At 31.9% G+C, this 18890-nt stretch carries 16 protein-coding genes; all 16 read left to right on the plus strand.

The annotated features are described in order from the left end of the window. Positions 1-29: 29 nt before the first annotated feature. The 16 genes from J2Z43_RS08320 (at position 30) to J2Z43_RS08395 (ending at position 18880) form a co-directional block, all read left to right on the plus strand. Positions 30-674, plus strand: coding sequence for an undecaprenyl diphosphate synthase family protein (locus J2Z43_RS08320; RefSeq protein WP_027701391.1), 645 nt, complete (start codon positions 30-32; stop codon positions 672-674). A 146-nt stretch (positions 675-820) separates the two neighbouring features. Then, the gene (locus tag J2Z43_RS08325; protein ID WP_209456751.1) at positions 821-1624 is read left to right on the plus strand and encodes an N-acetylmuramoyl-L-alanine amidase family protein; all 804 of its coding nucleotides are present in this window, start codon (positions 821-823) and stop codon (positions 1622-1624) included. Positions 1625-1714: 90 nt separating this feature from the next. Further along, positions 1715-3478 (plus strand): Eco57I restriction-modification methylase domain-containing protein, encoded by a 1764-nt coding sequence (locus J2Z43_RS08330; protein WP_209456752.1) that lies wholly within the window; start codon positions 1715-1717, stop codon positions 3476-3478. A 44-nt stretch (positions 3479-3522) separates the two neighbouring features. Beyond that, positions 3523-4752: a patatin-like phospholipase family protein gene (locus tag J2Z43_RS08335; RefSeq protein WP_209456753.1), complete on the plus strand. Its 1230-nt coding sequence runs from the start codon at positions 3523-3525 to the stop codon at positions 4750-4752. Between the two features lie 45 nt (positions 4753-4797). After that, positions 4798-5061, plus strand: a complete 264-nt coding sequence (locus J2Z43_RS08340; protein WP_024621036.1) for an HPr family phosphocarrier protein — start codon at positions 4798-4800, stop codon at positions 5059-5061. A gap of 40 nt (positions 5062-5101) precedes the next feature. Further along, positions 5102-6811: a phosphoenolpyruvate--protein phosphotransferase gene (ptsP, locus tag J2Z43_RS08345; RefSeq protein WP_209456754.1), complete on the plus strand. Its 1710-nt coding sequence runs from the start codon at positions 5102-5104 to the stop codon at positions 6809-6811. 767 nt (positions 6812-7578) lie between these two features. Then, positions 7579-8163, plus strand: a complete 585-nt coding sequence (locus J2Z43_RS08350) for an accessory gene regulator ArgB-like protein (protein WP_209456755.1) — start codon at positions 7579-7581, stop codon at positions 8161-8163. A gap of 27 nt (positions 8164-8190) precedes the next feature. Continuing rightward, positions 8191-8334, plus strand: a complete 144-nt coding sequence (locus tag J2Z43_RS08355) for a cyclic lactone autoinducer peptide (RefSeq protein ID WP_081800284.1) — start codon at positions 8191-8193, stop codon at positions 8332-8334. A gap of 248 nt (positions 8335-8582) precedes the next feature. After that, positions 8583-9953 (plus strand): thioether cross-link-forming SCIFF peptide maturase, encoded by a 1371-nt coding sequence (gene scfB, locus J2Z43_RS08360; RefSeq protein WP_209456756.1) that lies wholly within the window; start codon positions 8583-8585, stop codon positions 9951-9953. Between the two features lie 19 nt (positions 9954-9972). Next, positions 9973-10470: a gamma carbonic anhydrase family protein gene (locus J2Z43_RS08365; RefSeq protein WP_209456757.1), complete on the plus strand. Its 498-nt coding sequence runs from the start codon at positions 9973-9975 to the stop codon at positions 10468-10470. A 93-nt stretch (positions 10471-10563) separates the two neighbouring features. Further along, positions 10564-12225, plus strand: a complete 1662-nt coding sequence (locus tag J2Z43_RS08370; protein WP_209456758.1) for an ABC1 kinase family protein — start codon at positions 10564-10566, stop codon at positions 12223-12225. A 91-nt stretch (positions 12226-12316) separates the two neighbouring features. Then, the gene (gene recJ, locus J2Z43_RS08375; protein WP_209456759.1) at positions 12317-14791 is read left to right on the plus strand and encodes a single-stranded-DNA-specific exonuclease RecJ; all 2475 of its coding nucleotides are present in this window, start codon (positions 12317-12319) and stop codon (positions 14789-14791) included. Positions 14792-14801: 10 nt separating this feature from the next. Continuing rightward, entirely contained in the window at positions 14802-15314 is a 513-nt protein-coding gene (locus J2Z43_RS08380) for an adenine phosphoribosyltransferase (RefSeq protein WP_027701401.1), read from the plus strand. A gap of 236 nt (positions 15315-15550) precedes the next feature. After that, positions 15551-17770 carry a RelA/SpoT family protein gene (locus J2Z43_RS08385; protein WP_209456760.1) on the plus strand — a complete coding sequence of 740 codons (2220 nt, stop codon included), beginning with the start codon at positions 15551-15553 and terminating at the stop codon, positions 17768-17770. Between the two features lie 30 nt (positions 17771-17800). Next, positions 17801-18250: a D-aminoacyl-tRNA deacylase gene (dtd, locus tag J2Z43_RS08390; protein WP_209456761.1), complete on the plus strand. Its 450-nt coding sequence runs from the start codon at positions 17801-17803 to the stop codon at positions 18248-18250. 12 nt (positions 18251-18262) lie between these two features. After that, positions 18263-18880 carry an MBL fold metallo-hydrolase gene (locus tag J2Z43_RS08395; RefSeq protein ID WP_209456762.1) on the plus strand — a complete coding sequence of 206 codons (618 nt, stop codon included), beginning with the start codon at positions 18263-18265 and terminating at the stop codon, positions 18878-18880. Positions 18881-18890 lie beyond the last annotated feature (10 nt).

Genomic DNA, 18890 nt, shown 5'->3' on the forward strand with positions numbered 1-18890 from the left:
CAATAATGTGTGGTAAGAGGTGATTAAAAATGAGAATACCAAAGCATGTTGGAATAATACCAGATGGTAATAGACGTTGGGCGAGCAACCAAGGAATGACTAAGGATAAAGGATATATAAGTGGGATTGATCCGGGGCTCGAAGCTTATAGATTCTGTAGAGATAGTGGATGTGATGAGGTAACATTCTACGGATTTACCACAGACAATACTAGAAGACCAGCTGATCAGACAAAGGCATTTACAGATGCGTGTATTAAAGCTGCAAATATACTTTTGGATGAGGGAGCAGCACTATTAGTAGTAGGAAATGTTAGTTCACCGATGTTTCCAAAAGAATTACTTCCTTATACTAATAGGATAGAAGCAAAAGAAAACCAAATAAAAGCTAATCTACTTGTAAATTACGGGTGGTACTGGGATGTAAATAATATAGCTGGTGCTCAGGGAGTAAACAAGAATAATATACAAGATCATATACAGTCATCTGATGTTTCTAGACTCGACCTTATAGTTAGATGGGGTGGAAGAAGAAGATTGAGTGGATTTTTGCCGATTCAGTCAATTTATGCAGACTTTTATATTATAGAGAATTACTGGCCTGACTTTAAAAACGAAGACTTAAATGAGGCATTTTGTTGGTATGATACACAAGATATAACATTAGGTGGATAAAAACTGCATATTTAAAGCTTTTTAGAAATATATCGAGTTGAAAAATATCTCTCTTGGTGATAAAATATCATTAATAAATATTTATTTTTTTGAAAATAAAGATTAATAAAAAATTACTAAATTTTATAACTGAGAAGGGTGTTGAGATGTCAGAAAAGAAAAGCGACAATTCGAGGGGAAAAACTTCAAAGGAGAAAAAGAAAAAAAGAATTAATAAAAAGAAGTTATTAATAGTCATTTTAGTTGCCGCGTTCTTTGTGTTTTGTATATTTAAAGCATCTCAAGGAGTAGTTGGGTTAATTAAGAGTAACAACAAAATAAGCTTGAAGACTGAACAAAAGGTGAAATCAGATGAACAATTTGATTTGGGGGATGAGGAAGAAAATAAAAACAAGAAATTTACAGTACTTATAGATCCTGGACACGGTGGGAATGACAAAGGGAGTCAGAGTAAAACAAACTCAAAACTGTACGAAAAGGATTTGAATCTTGAAATAGCGAAGAAGGTAGCAAATAACCTATCTAAGCAAAAAGATGTACAAGTATTGGTTACTAGAACTGATGATAAGTACGTGAGTTTAGACGAAAGAGTCAATCTTGCAAAGCAAAATTCAGTAGATGCCTTAATATCAATACATCTAAATGCACAAGAGGGAGTAACTACAGCGACTGGTATTGAGACATGGTATAGGACTGGCGCAACTGATGGTTCAAAAAAACTTGCAGAAAATGTGCAAGTTACAACTCTTTCTTATGTAAAAGAAAAGGATAGAGGAATTCTAGAAAACAATTTCGAAGTACTTAGAAATACAGATATGCCTGCGATTTTAGTAGAATGTGGATTTTTAACTAATCCAGCAGATGAAAAAAAATTGTTAAGTAGCAAGCATCAAGACCAATTAGCAGAAGGTATTGTTCAAGGGATATTAACATTTTTAGATAATAAATAGACAAAATATTTAATAATTTATTTTGAGAAAGTTGATTTTATAATAATCAGCTTTTTTGTTATCTATGAAGAGTTCTGATTGGAGGTCAATATGCGTGGTGATAGAAATTTCATTAAAGAAGATGACTTTATTGTATCAAATAATTATGAAAAGAGCTTAGATGAAGAGGTAAAGAAGAGCTCAGGCATATATTATACACCTAAATTTATCGTTGAATACATTATGGAAAAGACTCTATATAAACACGACATAATTGAAAATCCATATCCAAAGGTGTTTGATATGTCTTGTGGCTGTGGCAATTTTTTAATAGTAGCTTACGATGTACTGTACAGTATGTTTAGAAATAATTTAAAAGCGCTATCAAATAAATACGGCAAAAATTATTGGAATGAAAATAATCTTCACAGCCACATAATAAACAACTGTATCTACGGAACAGATATCGATAGCGAGGCTATAAATATATTAAGAGATTCGTTATCAAAGAAAGATCTCAAGAATTCATGTAATTATGAAAAAAATATACAGTGTTATGATTCATTAAATTACGACAATAAGTATAAATTTGACTATATAATAGGAAATCCACCTTATGTAGGGCATAAAAATATAGATAAAAGTTACAGAGAGTTTTTAAATAAAAATTTCGGGGAAGTCTATAAAGATAAATCAGATCTTTACTTCTGTTTTATTAAAAAAATCATGGATTTGTTGGATGAGGGTGGGAAAAGCAGTATAGTGACACCTAGGTATTTTTTAGAGAGCCCATCGGCAAAAGATTTAAGAAATTATATAAATGAAAACATATCTATTGAGGAATGTGTAGACTTTTTAGGAGCTAAAATTTTTAAAAATGTAGGAATTTCTAGTTGTATACTTACATTTGGTAATCAAAAAAGTAAGTCGTACGCAGATGTATACAGAGTTAAAGACGAAGATATGAGCATGAAAAATATAGAAAGGCTTTCAGTATATATTAGAAGTGATAAATTTGAGCACCTGAAGATCAAGAAAGACAGTTTAGATGATGACTGGATTATTGTGGATGAGGACAGTGAAAAGTTCTATACAATAATTCAAAACAAGTGTACTTTTCAACTTGGAGATATTGTTGAAAGTTTTCAAGGTGTAATAACTGGTTGTGATAAGGCATTTATTTATAGAAAGGGCGATAAGAGGCTCGACAAAATAAATAGAAAATTTTTAAAAAGTTGGGTAAAAAATAAAGACATACAGAAGTATTCAGTAGATTCAAGTGATTTCCAATTAGTGTATTCGGACATAATAGAAGATGAAGATGACCTAGATTATTTTGAAACTCTAATAGAGGAATACAGTGAAAGATTAAAGAATAGAAGAGAGTGCAAAAAAAATATAAGGAAATGGCATCAGCTGCAGTGGGGAAGAAGTGTAGATTTGTTTGAGAGAATTAAGATAATGTATCCTTACAAATCAAAAGAAAATAAATTTGCAATAGATTACGACTACAATTTCTCAAGTGCAGATGTATATTCATTCGCTATTAAGGAAGAATATTTAAATGAATTTTCATATGAATACTTGGTAGCTCTTTTAAATTCTAAAGTGTATGACAAATATTATAAAATTACAGCTAAAAAGATGAGTAGAGGGATATATGATTACTACCCAAATAAAGTACTAAAGATGAAAATCTTTAAAGGAGAAAACTACAAAGAAATAGAATATTTATCTAAGCAGATAATATATGAAATTAGAAATAAATCGCAGCATAGTATACAGAATGCTGAGTATTTACAAAGTGAAATAGATAATCTGATACTTAAATCTTTATGTTTAGAAGGTCAAAATATGGTAAAATATAATTCATAAATTGTATTTTATTATCAAATAAAGCTTAATTTGGTGGTGATGATATGAGAGGATTAGTACTAGAAGGCGGGGGTACAAAAGGAGCATACCAAATAGGAGCTTATAAAGCTCTCAGATCATTAGGTATGGAATTTCAAGGTGTATCTGGAACTTCTATAGGAGCATTAAATGGAGCTTATATAGTTCAAGATGACATAGAGGTTATGGAAGATATATGGCTAAACTACGATTATACATACTTTATGGATATTGACAAAGAAAATTATGAAAGAATTAAAGATATAAGTTTCTCTACTAAAAGTTTTAATAGTGTACTTGATCTTATGAATAAGGCTAGAAAAAATCAAGGTATTGATATCAGCCCATTGAGATCGCTACTAGAAAATACTTTAGATGAGAGAATACTGAGAGAGTCAAAGAAAGACTTTGGGCTTGTAACTGTGTACTGGGATAAAAAGCTAAATCCCCACCAATTGTATATAGAGGAAATGCCAGAAGGCAGATTGATAGATTATTTAATTGCAAGTTCTAGTCTTCCGATATTTCAGATGAACAGAATGGACGATAGATTGTATTTAGATGGAGTATTTTCAGATAATATACCTGTAGGCCTGCTGAAAGATAAAGGGTATGAAGATATAGTGGTAATAAGACTTGTTGATGACCTTATTGGTAAAATGAGTTTAAATAAATACAGCAATATGAATGTAAAGACGATAATTCCTTCTGAATACTTAGGGGGATCCTTAAATAAAGATAGAGATAGTGTTGAGAAAAATATAAAATTAGGATACCTAGATACTATGAAGGCGTATGAAAGATGCCATGGTGTAAAGTATTTCTTTGATTTAGATTATAAGTTCGACGACAAGTACTGTTTTGAAATGTTTAGAAGGCTAGATAGAGATGTAATAGAAAATATATGCAACTTGCTAAATATTAAAAAAGATCCTAATCTAAGGACTCTTATGGAAGTAGTTATCCCAAAAGTTGGGGATACGCTTGATTTAGCTAAGAATTTTTCGTATCAGGATTTATTTTATCGTATATATGAGACTAAGCTTGAGGAAAATAATATCAACAGAGTACAACTTTACGATTTCAATAAAGTATTTAATATTGTAAATACAAACATTGAATCAAACAACGATATAATATCGAGTTTCGGATCAAAACCAATAATACAAAAAAATATAAATTTATTAAAAAAGCATAAAACTTCAAAACTTTTGATAAATAGTATAATTACTGGTATAAGTGAACAAAGCAGATAGATTAAGATAAAGAGAGAGAATATACAGTAGGAGGACAGTAAAACTATGGAAAAAATAGTAAAGATAAAGAATAAAAGTGGGCTTCATGCAAGACCAGCAGGTATGTTTGTAAAGGAAGCATCTAAGTATAGATCAGATGTAGAGGTTGAATTTAAAGGTAAAAGTGTAAATGCAAAGTCTATTATGGGCATTATGAGTCTAGGGCTTTCAAAGGGAGAAGAAATAAAGATAGTTGTAAAAGGTGATGATGAGAGTGAAGCAATGCAGGCAATTGTAGATTTGATTGAAAACGAATTTGATGAAAAATAAAAAGATCGTCAATATCTAACAATTATGGGGGGAATATTTTATGTTTCTGAATGGTATAGGCGCTTCACCTGGAATTGCTATGGGAAAAGCTTTAGTAGTTGTGGACAATAAACCTATCATTGAAAAGAGAACTATAGACAATGTGGACTACGAAATCGAGAGGCTTGATAGAGCTGTAGAAATATCTAGAAAAGAGATGGATGAACTTAAAAACAAGGCTATAAAAGAATTGCCTTATGGTGAGGCAGAATTGGTTGTAGAACATCTGTCAATACTGGATAATTCGGACTTAATTATTTCGACAAAAGAAAGAATAGAAAAAGAAAAAGTAAATGCAGAGTACGCATTAAATGAAGCTAAAGAGTTATTTGTAACTATGTTTGAATCTATGGGAAACTTATATACTTCAGAAAGAGCATTTGATATAAAAAGTATAACTAATAGGTTGATTAAACACTTACTTGGACTAGAAGTAATCGATGTATCATTATTAGAAGAAGATACTATTTTGGTAAGTGATAAATTTTCAATAAACGATTTAAACTTGATTAATGTAGATACAATTGTAGGAGCGTTAACCGATTTAGGAACAAAGGCATCTATTTCTGCAATAATTTCAAGAGGCATTGAAATTCCTTCAGTTGTTGGATTAAATGATATAACCCAAAAAGTAAAAAATGGTGACTACGTTGTCTTTGATGGACGTAGTGGTGAAGTAATTTTAAACCCTGATGAAAAAATCAAAGCTGAGTATATAGAGCATAGAAAAAAATACTGTAAAGAAAGAGAAATGCTCAAAAGATTAAAAGGTAAAAAGACAGTTACACTAGATGGAAAAGAGATCAATCTATATGGAATTATAAGCAGTCAAATTCAAATAGACAACATAATTAAAAATGATGCAGAAGGAGTTGGGTTATTAAGAACTGAATTTCTATATTTAAATAGAGATACATCTCCAAGCGAAAATCAACAATATGAAGTATACAAATCAATAATAGAAAAAATGGATGGCAAGCCAATAGTAATAAGAACTTTAGATATAGGAGCAGATGAAGAGCTGAGTTATATAAACTTGAAAGAAGAACTAAATCCTTCACTTGGATATAGGTCAATTAGACTTTGTCTTGATCGATTAGATATTTTTCAAACTCAATTAAGAGCGCTCTATAGAGCCAGTGTACACGGAAACCTAAAGATCGAATTCCCTATGATATCTTGCCTAGCTGAATTACTAGAGGTAAAGTCTATATTAAAAGAAACTCTTGATAAGTTAGATGTAGAAGGCATTAAGTACAATAAAAATGTAGAAATCGGCGCAGTGATAGAAATCCCATCCCTGGCTATAATTTCAGATATAATAGTAAAGCATGTAGATTTTCTATCTGTGGAGATAGATGATTTGATACAGTTTACATGCGCGGTAGATAGAAGCAATCATAGGCTAAACGATATATTTGACAAGTTTAATCCAGGAGTTTTAAGATTATTAAGACACGTAATAGAAAGTGCGAAAAATGAAAATAAGTGGGTAGGAATAAGTGGTGAACCTTGTAGTGACTTAAAAATGGTGCCACTTCTTTTAGCGATAGGTTTTAAAAAACTATCAATGCCCCCTATTTCGATTTTAGAAGTACGAAATTTAATCAGCTCTATAAATACGCAAGATCTAGAAAAACTAAAGGATGAAGTTTTCACTAGGGGAACTTCTAGAGAGATATCTGATCTTATGGATAGATATTTAGAATAGTCTTTTAGTACATAATTTAAAAAAATTATTAAAAAATTTTTGCAATATAGAGAATTATATTTCAAAAATAGTATAATATATATATAAAGCAATATATTATATAATGAACAATAAATAAATAAAAAAATATAGAATAGATAGTAAAGAAATATGCAGCTAAATGGAATTGATAATCGAATAAACCCTAAATAGCACCGAATTTTTATATATAAGAGTTAAGGTTGAGTATGGTGGATTTTAATAGTAGAATTACTTTTAAATGATGTTAATGTAGATCTTAAGTTTAGAGATGCGAAACACTTATGAGGAACATTCTAATAAAATTATACAATTTGATCTATTTGTGGGTTTATTTGTTTATTATATATCAATAGGAGTGGTTATCCACTCCTATTTATTTTTGTTCAAAATTCTAATATTAAAAATATAAAAACTTATCAACAATTACTCACAAATTAATAGTGTTTACCCACAACTTATGCACAGGTTATCCATAATTTGTGGATTTTAGTGAAAATTGAAGGAAATGTAAAGATTTAGTTAGAATTAAATAGACAAAAGGGCTATTTTTTTTTATAATGAAAGATAAGACAAAGAATAGAAAACTTTGATTCAATTGAAAGCACAGGTGGAGAGCATATTTACTACTTTAGGTTAAAAATTTGACCAGTTATGCAATTTTAATGCCCAGTTTCACATAAGGTGTTGAAAAAAATAAAATGAAGGGTTATCCTTCATTTAATAGATATTTGAAAGGGTGGTCTTAAATGTTTAAATTAAGTGCAGATAGGATAACATCAGTTCTCGTCACGAATGAACTTATTGAAGAGAAAGAGTTCAGGGTATATTCGTACGGATTTGAGTTAATAATAGCTTTTGCAGCAAATGCATTAACTGTACTTTTGATAGGCTTAATTTTCGGAAAATTTGTACATACTTTGTTGTTCTTATTGACATACTGTCCGATACGACAGTACGCAGGAGGTTTTCATGCAAAAAATTATTCAAGATGCCTGCTAACTTTTGCAACTATTTATTTAGTTACAATATTAACCATAAATTATATAGATTTAGAAGTATATCAGATTCCAATAATGATTGGACTAGCAGTAAGCTTAATAGGAATTTGTATACTATCACCGGTAGAACACAGAAATAACCCACTTAGCGATGCAGAAAGAATTCATCATAAGAAAGTTGCAGCAAGATTGTCATTAATAATATTCACAGTAAATGTAGCTAGTATAAGTTTCGGTATATTGACAAATTACTTTATTTTTAGTGCATTTGCGCTTTACTGGATTTTTATAATGCAAGTACTAGCTATTGTTACTAGCAGAAGAACTAGTTGATAAAATAATTTTATGGGGGAGATTTGATTGTTAGAAATATTTAAGATAAAAGCATTAAAATGCTGTAGTGTATTAGCATTGTTCACAGCGGTTTTATCAACAAATACTACTTGCTCTTGGATCATGTATCATCCAGAGCCTTTAACGAATCAAAGGGATAAAGTTAATTAATATTAATTATAGATAGATTTAATTTTTTTTTGGAATATTTTTTTCATTAATAGGGTTGACATAGAGATGCCTTTTTAATGCTACATGGGGGAAGTAATGTGTTAATTACATAATAGATATATAAATAAAGTCATGGGCATTTGTCCATGGCTTTATTTTTGTAATTTAAACAGACAATATGATATAATTAGTTGAAATGTATATAAAAATAATTTAGATTTGTGACGCAACTTGGGAGGTAAGATTTAATGATACATAAGTTTTCAATGAATGGATATAATATTGCGCTAGACGTGAACGGTGGTTCTGTGCATATTTTAGATGATTTATCATATAAGATGTTAGATTTTTATGAAGATAAAACAATAGAACAAATAATAGCTCTTATGAAGGATGAATTTGACGAAAAATCGATAAATGAATCATATAATGAAATTACAAACTTAAAAGATGAAGGGCTTCTTTATTCTGAAGATACATATGAAAATCATCCTAGTTTTGTAAACAGAGAATCAGTAGTTAAGGCACTCTGTTTAAACGTAGCTCATGATTGCAACCTAAAATGCAAATACTGTTTTGCAGCACAAGGTGATTTCGGTGGAGACAAAGAGCTTATGAGCTTTGAAGTAGGAAAAGCCGCTATAGACTATTTGATTGAAAACTCAAGAAACCGAAGAAATCTTGAAATCGACTTCTTTGGTGGAGAGCCACTTATGAACTTCGACGTTGTAAAACAACTTGTTGAGTACGGAAGAAGTATTGAAAAAGGACATAATAAAAATATAAGATTTACAATAACTACAAACGGTGTTTTATTAAATGACGAAATAATTGAATATATTAATGAAAATATGCACAATGTAGTTTTAAGTTTAGATGGTAGAAAAGATATAAATGATAGTATGAGACCGACATTAAATGACAGAGGAAGCTATGATATTATCATGCCTAAATTTAAAAAACTTGTCGAGAATAGACCTAAGGACAAATACTACTATATAAGAGGGACATTTACAAGAGATAATTTAGATTTTTCAAAAGACATTATTCACTTTGCAAATGAAGGATTTAAACTTACATCTGTTGAACCTGTAGTCGGAGATACAAGCAACCCTTATGCTCTTAGAGAAGAGGATCTTCCAAAAATATTTGAAGAGTACGAAAAATTTGCAGATGAATATGCAGATAGACAGTTAAACGGAGAAGGATTTAAGTTTTTCCACTATATGATCGACTTAAATCAAGGTCCATGTGTTATTAAAAGGATAACTGGATGTGGGGCAGGAAATGAGTATCTTTCAGTAACTCCATCAGGTGATATATATCCATGCCATCAATTTGTAGGTAATGAAGAGTTCAAGATGGCGAATATATTCGATGAAAAAATAGAAATGCCTGAAGAATTAAAACAGTCATTTAGAGAAGCTCATGTATATAGCAAAGAAGAGTGTAAAAAATGTTGGAATAAGTTCTACTGTTCAGGTGGTTGCCACGCCAATGCAATTAATTTCAACAAGGATATAACTGTTCCTTACGATCTTGGTTGTGAAATGCAGAGAAAACGTACAGAGTGTGCAATTATGATTCAGGCAAAACTTATGACAGAAGTAGAAAAGTAATCTTTTTAGGAGGCTGTATATGGTAATTAGAGATTTTAAGGGAATAAATCCAGAGATAGGAGAAAATGTATTTATTTCAGAAACTGCGTCTATAATTGGCGATGTTAAAATTGGAAAAAACTGTAGTATTTGGTACAATTCTGTCTTAAGAGGAGACGGTGAAGCTATAGTTATAGGAGATAATTCCAATATACAAGATGGAGTCGTTTTACACGGAGATTATATAACTAAAATAGGAAACAATGTAACTGTAGGTCATAAAGCTTTGGTTCATGGTGCTACAGTTGGTGATAATACACTTATAGGAATGGGAGCAATAGTATTAGATAATGCTGTAATAGGTGCAAACTCTATAGTAGCTGCTGGAAGTGTAGTTACATCTGGAAAGACGTTCCCAGATGGCGTACTTCTTATGGGAATTCCAGCTAAAGTAGTCAGAGAACTTACTAAAGAAGATATAGAAGGAAATAAAAGTTCTGCAAAGTGGTATGTAGATACAGCAAATGGATATAAATAGATTCATACGAATTTAAATTTTGAAGGGGGCAATATATTATTGTCTCCTTCTTAGGATAGAAATTGAGTCTTGTCTATTAGAGGAGGAAGTAATTTGAGAATTAGTTATAGGCATTTAAAACGTTATAAAGAGATTGCACATGTTTTAATAAAATATGGATTTAGTTTCATAGTAGAAAAACTAAATATTGAAGGCATAGCCTATAAAATACCGATCTTTGACACATCAGAAAATATAAAAAATATGACTACAGGTGAGAGGTTGACATTCGCTCTTGAAGAGCTTGGACCAACTTATGTAAAGATAGGTCAAATACTTAGTACTAGAAAAGATCTAATCGATCAAGATATTATAGACGAGCTTTCAAAACTTAGAGATAATACTGGAAAATTTCCTACCGAAAAAGCCTTAGCGATTTTTGAAGGGGAGATCGGCCAAGGGATAAAAGAAGTATTTTCTTATTTTAATGAGGATCCAATTGCGGCTGCTTCAATAGGCCAAGTGTACGAGGCTACTCTTAAAACCGGAGAAGAGGTAATAGTCAAAGTTCAAAGACCGAATATAGAAAGCACAATAAAATCTGATCTCGAGATCCTTAAAACTATAGCAGTTTCGCTGAATGATTTAAAAAAAGATTATAAAGTCGACTTAGTAGAGATAATAGAGGAATTTGAGACACAGCTTTTAAGAGAACTTGACTATACATTTGAAGCGATAAGTGCAACGAAGTTTAGAAAGATGTTTAAAGATAGCAATGAAGTTTATATACCTGAAGTGTACTTAGAATGGTGCACAAAGAGAATTTTAGTAATGGAAAAAGTCAAAGGAATTAAGCTGAGCGATATAGATAAAATAAAAAGTCTTGGATGGGACACCGAGAATATCGCCAACATTGGTGTAAGATCGTTTTTTGTGCAAGTACTATCAGATGGATTTTTCCATGCCGACCCCCATCCTGGAAATATATTTGTGGTCGGGAAAAATAAAATATCATATATCGACTTCGGAATGATCGGGATAATAGACAACAAGACTTTAAAAATGCTAAACGAGGTATCATTAGCAGTAGTCGATAAAAATGTAGATAAGATAATATATCTTCTTTTAGAGATGGATGCTCTATCAGGTGATTCCAATATATCTGGATTTAGGCAAGATTTACTCTATCTTATTCACTACTACTACGATGTTCCGCTTGAGAAAATAAGTGCCACAGAAATTTTAAATGAGGTTTTTAGATTTTTTAGAAAGTACAATGTAGTTCTTCCAAATCAACTTGTGATACTAGCTAAAACAGTAATAACTCTTGAAGGAACAGCTAGACTTCTAAATCCGAATTTCTCTCTTGATTCACTTAGCAAAGAATTTTTAAAACACTACTATAAGCACAAGCTGAATATAAAAGATTTAATTTCGGATTCTAGGCAGAATATAGAAGAAATCATGTTAGATATAAAGTCTATCCCGAGACAACTAAAATCAATACTTAAAAATGTAGAGAGAAATAATATAAAGCTTAATATTGAAGATGTTAAGATGACAAAGTTGGAAGCTGTTGTTGTAGAGCTGACTTCCCAAATGTCTTTATCTTTGATTCTAGCTTCAATTATTATCGGTTCATCTTTAATAGTAGCGTCACCGAATATAGAAAAAAATGTATGGATAAAGTATACAGCACTGTCTGGATTTTTTATTTCGTTTTTAATTGGTTTGTTTTTAGTAATAAGAAGTATAAGATCAAAGTATAAAGATTAAAGCAAAACATTAAGGAGAAAAGACATTTTAAGATAGTAAAAAGTATAAAGTTAAGTTTTTTAAAGAGTAAGAGTTAAAGGGGGAATTGTTTTTGAAAAAGTGGACACTAAAACACACTGGAAAAATAAAAGAAGATGAACTTGCTAAAAATCTAGGGATTTCCCTGGAAATAAGTCAGATTTTGAAAAATAGAGGAATAGAAACAGAAGATGAAGCAGAAATTTTTATAAACCCTTCGCTAAAGTATTTAAGAGATCCGTTTTTAATGAAGGATATGAAAAAATCCGTCGATAGAATAGAGAAAGCAATAGCAAATAACGAAAAAATTTGGATATACGGAGACTATGATGTCGATGGAGTATCGTCGACATCAGTTCTTTGTCTATACTTTAAGGACATTGGATATCCTGTGAGTTACTATATTCCAAATAGGCTTGAGGAAGGCTACGGCATAAATGAAGACGCAATCAGACTTATAAAAGATAGAGGTTGTGACCTTATAATAAGCGTTGATTGTGGTATAACATCTACAAAAGAAGTAGATGTAGCCAATGATCTTGGAATAGACGTTATAATAACAGATCACCATGAGTGTCAAGATGAAATCCCAAATGCCTTTGCAGTAGTAAATCCAAAACAGGAAGATTGCAACTATCCATTTGATATGCTTTGTGGATGTGGCATTGCATTTAAATTAATACAAGCTTTGACACCGGCAGAAGAATTTGAGACAAAAATGTACAATTACCTAGAAATTGTTACACTTGCTACAATATGTGATATTGTTCCTCTTAAAGACGAAAACAGAATAATTGTAAAAAACGGTTTAAAACTAATGAGAAAAGGCAAAAATATGGGATTAAGAGAGCTTCTAAACGTTTGCGGAGTAGAAGGTGCAAAGATAGGTTCAGCACACATAGGATTCGCCGTAGGACCCCGAATAAACGCTGCAGGACGTCTAGGGTTTTCTTATCTAGGTGTAGAGCTCTTCACAACAGATTCTCAAAAGGAAGCAGAAGAAGTAGCGAATCTGCTAGAAGATAAAAATGAAGAACGTAAGGCTATTGAAGCTGATATGTACAGAAAAGCCGAAGAGATAATGAGTTTGGATAAAAGGTATGAAGTTGACAAAGTTCTAGTAATCGCTAGTGAAGGATGGCAACATGGTGTTATAGGAATAGTAGCATCAAAGCTTACCGAAAAGTATTACAAGCCGACAGTTTTACTAAACATAGAAGATGGCGAGGCTACGGGATCTGCGAGATCTATTAAGGGATTTAGTATATTTGAAGCTCTTATGAGATGCTCTGACCTTATGACGAAGTTTGGAGGGCATGAGCAGGCTGCGGGGCTTACTCTACCAGTAGAGAACATAGATAAACTTAGAGATGAAATCAATAAATTTGCAGACTACAGCTTGACTGAAGAAGATATGGTTGAAAATGTGAGTGTAGAGTACGAATTAGATGAAAAATCTGTAAGTCTGGATCTGGTAGAAGAACTACATAACTTAGAACCATTCGGCATGAGCAATCCAACTCCTAGATTTATTATGAGAAACTGTGAATTAAAAGATATAATCGTTATGGGTAAAACCAGACAGCATTTGAAGTTGAGGGTAGAGAAAAAGAGTGAGTACAATGCAGTTGGAGTTTATGAGTATGAATGCGTAGGATTTAATATGGCGTACTTAGCTGAAAACTACGAAGTAGGAGATAGAATAGATGTTTTATTTCAGCTAGATCAAAATACTTATATGGGAAACACTAAAATACAATTCTTAATAAAAGACGTTAGAATGTATCGTCCTAAAAATATAAATAACGACAAAGATAGCATAAGTCTAATGAATAAAATAATTCCAAATGATATATCCGAACTTTACTGTTTAATCGACGAAGAAGGTCCCGGTACCGATTTAGTAAATGGAGATGTTGTTTTAGACATTTTTGAGTACTTGCAACCTAACACGCTAGTAATTACAAACTCAGTAAATGGATTTAATTCAGCCGTTTCCGATATATCGTTAATAGATGGAGAATTTGATGTAAATTACAATATTATAGACAGTTCTAAAGATAATGCTAATATACAACTTATATTCGCTCCTAATATTGATAAAATAGACTTAAAAAGATATAATAATATTATTCTTTATGATTATTTATTCACTTTAGGCGAATACAATCATATTTATAAAAATAAAGGCGAAAAAAGTAAAATAGTTAATAATTATAATGAAACTAGCTTATTGTATATTCAAAATATAGTTGATAACATAATTCCAAATAGGGACGATTTTTTATCAGTCTATAAAAATGTTATGATAAATAAAGAAGTAAAACTTGATACAGTTGACATTAAAAAGATCTTTGGTGTATCGCCACTGAAATTTTTTACAGCATCAAATGTATTTAAAGAACTTAAACTTCTCGATTATAGCTGTGAAAAAGATAGTATATTTATAAGTATGCTGCCAAAGCCAGACAGCAAAATGGATTTAAACAGTAGCCTTATTTTAAAAAATTTGAATGAATTAATTAGTAAATTCAAAAGCAGCTATTAGGAGGGTTTGTATGGATTTGAAAAGCAAAATTAGGGATATTATGGATTTTCCAAAAGAAGGTATAGATTTTAAGGATATAACCACTTTATTAAAAGATGGAGAAGCTTTTAAATATGCAGTAGATACTATGGTTGAAGATTTAAAATCAAAAGATATAGATGTAGTAGTAGGGCCAGAGGCAAGAGGATTTTTAATGGGAACTCCTGTAGCATATGCTTTAGGAGCAGGATTTGTACCTATTAGAAAGCCTGGTAAACTACCTGGTGAAACTGAATCGTATGAATACGGACTTGAGTATGGTACAGATACTCTGGAAATACATAAAGATGCCATCAACAAAGGGACTAGAGTGGCAATAGTAGACGATTTACTAGCTACAGGAGGGACTATAGAAGCTTCAGCTAAACTTATTGAAAAACTTGGTGGAGAGGTAGTGTCAATTCAATTTTTAATAGAGCTAGAGTTCTTAAATGCTAGAGAAAAACTTACAAAGTACGATGTTAAATCTCTTATAAAATACTAGTTAGCTTAAGTAAATAGCTTCAATCAAAATTTGTTGAATCATCAGGTTTGCTACACTGCAATTTTTCGGTATTAATATATATAATTTTACCTGACGATTAACAAATTTACTAGGGAATTGCTTATATATAAGTTATTAGGGTATTAGGAGAAACAATCTATAAATTAAATATATTTATAGTACAATGTACGATCATATAGATTGACGAACAAAATTTTGATTAAACAGGTGGTTATATGCATGATAAAGAATTAGAAAAATTAATCGGTAAAATTAAATCCTATGCTCCTAATGCTGACTTCACTTTAGTAGAAAAGGCATATGAACTAGCCCGAAAAGCGCATGAAGGACAGTTTAGAAAGTCTGGAGAGCCTTATCTTATTCATCCTATTGCAGTAGCTAATATTTTGGCTAATATGGAGCTAGATATAGAAACTATAACAGCAGGTCTGCTTCACGATGTAGTTGAGGACACTGAGTATACCTATGAAGATATAAAGGAAATGTTCGGACAGGATGTAGCTGACTTAGTAGACGGAGTAACAAAGCTTGGACAGATAAAGTACCAGTCTAAGGAAGAGACTCAGTCTGAAAATTTAAGAAAGATGTTTTTGGCTATGGCAAAAGACATCCGTGTGATTCTTATTAAATTAGCTGATAGACTTCATAATATGAGGACCTTAAAGTATATGCCGCCAGAAAAGGCAAAGTACAAAGCTAAAGAAACTCTTGAGATATACGGTGGAATTGCGCATAGACTAGGTATTTCAAAGATTAAATGGGAATTAGAGGATCTTGCACTTAGATTTATGGATCCAGAAGGTTATTATATATTAGTAGATAGCGTTTCTATGAAGAGGAGCCAAAGAGAGGCTTATATAGAAAAAATAGTTGGAATTTTAAATGATACTTTTAAAGAAATGAATATCGAATGCGATGTCTACGGTAGACCAAAGCATTTTTATAGTATATATAAGAAGATGGAAAAGAAGCACAAATCATTCGATGAAATATTCGATTTAACGGCTGTTAGAATTTTGGTAAACAGTGTAAAGGATTGTTATGCTGTTTTAGGTATTGTACACACACTTTGGAAGCCTATTCCTGGAAGATTTAAGGACTATATAGCAATGCCAAAACCAAACTTATACCAATCACTTCACACGACTGTTGTGGGACCTGATGGTGAGCCGCTTGAAATTCAGATACGTACTTATGAAATGCACAACATTGCAGAAAATGGTATTGCTGCACACTGGAAGTACAAAGAAGGTTTAACTGATGCTAGAGTACTGAGATCACAGGAAAAACTTCAGTGGTTAAAGCAAATGATGGAATGGGAAAAGGACGTTAAAGATCCACAGGAATTTATGGATGCCCTTAAAGAAGATGTATTTAACAGCCAAGTATATGTATTCACTCCAAGAGGTGATGTCATAGAACTTCCAGCTGATTCAACTCCTATAGATTTTGCATACAGAGTTCATACAAAGGTAGGAAACAAATGTGTAGGAGCTAAGATAGATGGTAAGATAGTACCGCTTGATTATAAGCTTAAAAACGGAAATATTGTGGAAATACTGACTTCTTCTAATTCTAATGGGCCTAGCAGAGATTGGCTAAATATAGTTAAGACTCCAAACGCTAAGAGCAGAATTAGACAGTTTTTCAAAAAAGAGAGAAGAGAAGAGAACGTCGACCGCGGTAATATGATCATGGAAAGGGAGCTAAAGAGACATGGACTTCCAACTAAAGATCAACAGATAGATAAGTATATGGCACTTGTTGCTAAAAAATTCAACCAACCTAGTGTCGAGGACTTGATTGCTACTGTTGGATATGGCGGACTTATGGGATCTCAGGTTACAAGTAAAGTCAAAGAACTTTATTTAAGAGATGTCAAAAAACAAAAGGCAGATCAACAGCAACAAGCCGATGATATAGCTAAGCATAATATATCAGATCAGGAATACAGTAGTAAAAGAAAGAAAGGCTCACAACAAGGAGTTAGCGTTAAGGGGCTAGACAATATACTTATAAGATTTGCTAAGTGTTGTAATCCACTTCCTGGTGACAATATAGTTGGATATATAACAAAGGGTAGAGGTGTTGCAGTTCACAGAACAGATTGTCCTAACATTACGCCTACAGAAGACACTGGAGAATTTTTAGAAAATAGACTTATAGAAGTTGAATGGGATGGTGTGGATAAAGCTAAGTTTGAGGCTGAAATCCAGATAAGAGCAGCTGATAGAAGAGGAATTGTAAACGATGTTACTCATATTGTAACACTTGAGAAGATATGTCTAAATGGAATTAATGCAAGAAAAGGAAAGGAATCAATAGTTAATATAAATTTACTAATAGAGGTCGATGGTGCTGATCAATTAGATTCACTTATGAAGAAGATAAAATCAATACCTGGGGTGGAAAATGCCTACAGAATGACCAACTAAAATACAACCAACTAAAAATGGGAGGATGCAATGAGATCAGTAGTTCAAAGAGTATCTTCATCGAGCGTTACAGTGGATGGAGATGTTATAGGGAAAATTGATAAAGGGCTTATGGTTTTACTTGGAGTTACTCATGATGACACATCAAAGGATGTAGACTATATGATAGATAAAATCCTGAACCTTAGAATTTTTGAAGACGAGGATGATAAAATGAACTTGTCGTTAAAGGATATAGATGGAGAGCTTCTAGTTGTATCTCAGTTTACACTTTACGGAGATTGTAGAAAAGGTAGAAGACCGAGCTTTACTAGTGCGGCAAAGCCAGATTTGGCGGATAAACTATATGAAGAATTTATAGCTAAGGCAAAATCACAAGGATTAAATGTTGGAACTGGACAATTTGGAGCACATATGATGGTAGACTTAACAAATGATGGACCTGTAACAATTCTGTTAGATTCAAGTAAATCTTTTTAGGGGGAATTCGAAATGAAAATGGAAAAATTTGTTGATGATTACTGTGGAGTTAATAGTTATGTAGTAAGTGATGACGATACTAATAAATGTATGGTAGTAGACCCAGGCGGAAGCTTGGAAAATATATACAATTATATAAAGAAAAACGATCTAGACCTTGAGTATATAGTTTTAACTCATGGTCATGGAGATCATATTGGATACGTTATGGAAATAAAAACTAAGACTGGTGCGAAAGTAGTAGCAAATAAAAATGAAAAAGAAATGTTAAATGATAAAGATAAGAATTTAAGTTCTAGAATGAAATGTGGAGCTCAAGAGTTCGATGCAGATATATATGTCGACGACAAAGATACTTTGAAGTTAGGAAATCTAAACATGAGATTTATACATACTCCTGGTCATACTCCAGGAGGAATGTGTATAAGATTTGGCGATGATATGATAACTGGGGATACACTTTTTGCAGGTAGTATAGGTAGAACTGACCTATTTGGTGGGGACTACAAGTCTATGGAGAAGAGCTTAAAGAAACTTTGTAAATATGAAGATAATGTTAGAGTATATCCTGGTCACGGTCCAGCAAGTACACTTGGTATAGAAAAACAAAGTAATCCTTATCTTAGATAGTCTAAAACTA

This window comes from Metaclostridioides mangenotii (assembly GCF_017873185.1).
Taxonomy (GTDB): domain Bacteria; phylum Bacillota; class Clostridia; order Peptostreptococcales; family Peptostreptococcaceae; genus Metaclostridioides; species Metaclostridioides mangenotii.

Bases quoted from the DNA above. Each gene is read 5' to 3' on its own strand.
- J2Z43_RS08320 (WP_027701391.1), top strand. From the start codon at position 30: ATGAGAATACCAAAGCATGTTGGAATAATACCAGATGGTAATAGACGT.
- J2Z43_RS08325 (WP_209456751.1), top strand. From the start codon at position 821: ATGTCAGAAAAGAAAAGCGACAATTCGAGGGGAAAAACTTCAAAGGAG.
- J2Z43_RS08330 (WP_209456752.1), top strand. From the start codon at position 1,715: ATGCGTGGTGATAGAAATTTCATTAAAGAAGATGACTTTATTGTATCA.
- J2Z43_RS08335 (WP_209456753.1), top strand. From the start codon at position 3,523: ATGAGAGGATTAGTACTAGAAGGCGGGGGTACAAAAGGAGCATACCAA.
- J2Z43_RS08340 (WP_024621036.1), top strand. From the start codon at position 4,798: ATGGAAAAAATAGTAAAGATAAAGAATAAAAGTGGGCTTCATGCAAGA.
- ptsP (WP_209456754.1), top strand. From the start codon at position 5,102: ATGTTTCTGAATGGTATAGGCGCTTCACCTGGAATTGCTATGGGAAAA.
- J2Z43_RS08350 (WP_209456755.1), top strand. From the start codon at position 7,579: ATGTTTAAATTAAGTGCAGATAGGATAACATCAGTTCTCGTCACGAAT.
- scfB (WP_209456756.1), top strand. From the start codon at position 8,583: ATGATACATAAGTTTTCAATGAATGGATATAATATTGCGCTAGACGTG.
- J2Z43_RS08365 (WP_209456757.1), top strand. From the start codon at position 9,973: ATGGTAATTAGAGATTTTAAGGGAATAAATCCAGAGATAGGAGAAAAT.
- J2Z43_RS08380 (WP_027701401.1), top strand. From the start codon at position 14,802: ATGGATTTGAAAAGCAAAATTAGGGATATTATGGATTTTCCAAAAGAA.
- J2Z43_RS08385 (WP_209456760.1), top strand. From the start codon at position 15,551: ATGCATGATAAAGAATTAGAAAAATTAATCGGTAAAATTAAATCCTAT.
- dtd (WP_209456761.1), top strand. From the start codon at position 17,801: ATGAGATCAGTAGTTCAAAGAGTATCTTCATCGAGCGTTACAGTGGAT.
- J2Z43_RS08395 (WP_209456762.1), top strand. From the start codon at position 18,263: ATGAAAATGGAAAAATTTGTTGATGATTACTGTGGAGTTAATAGTTAT.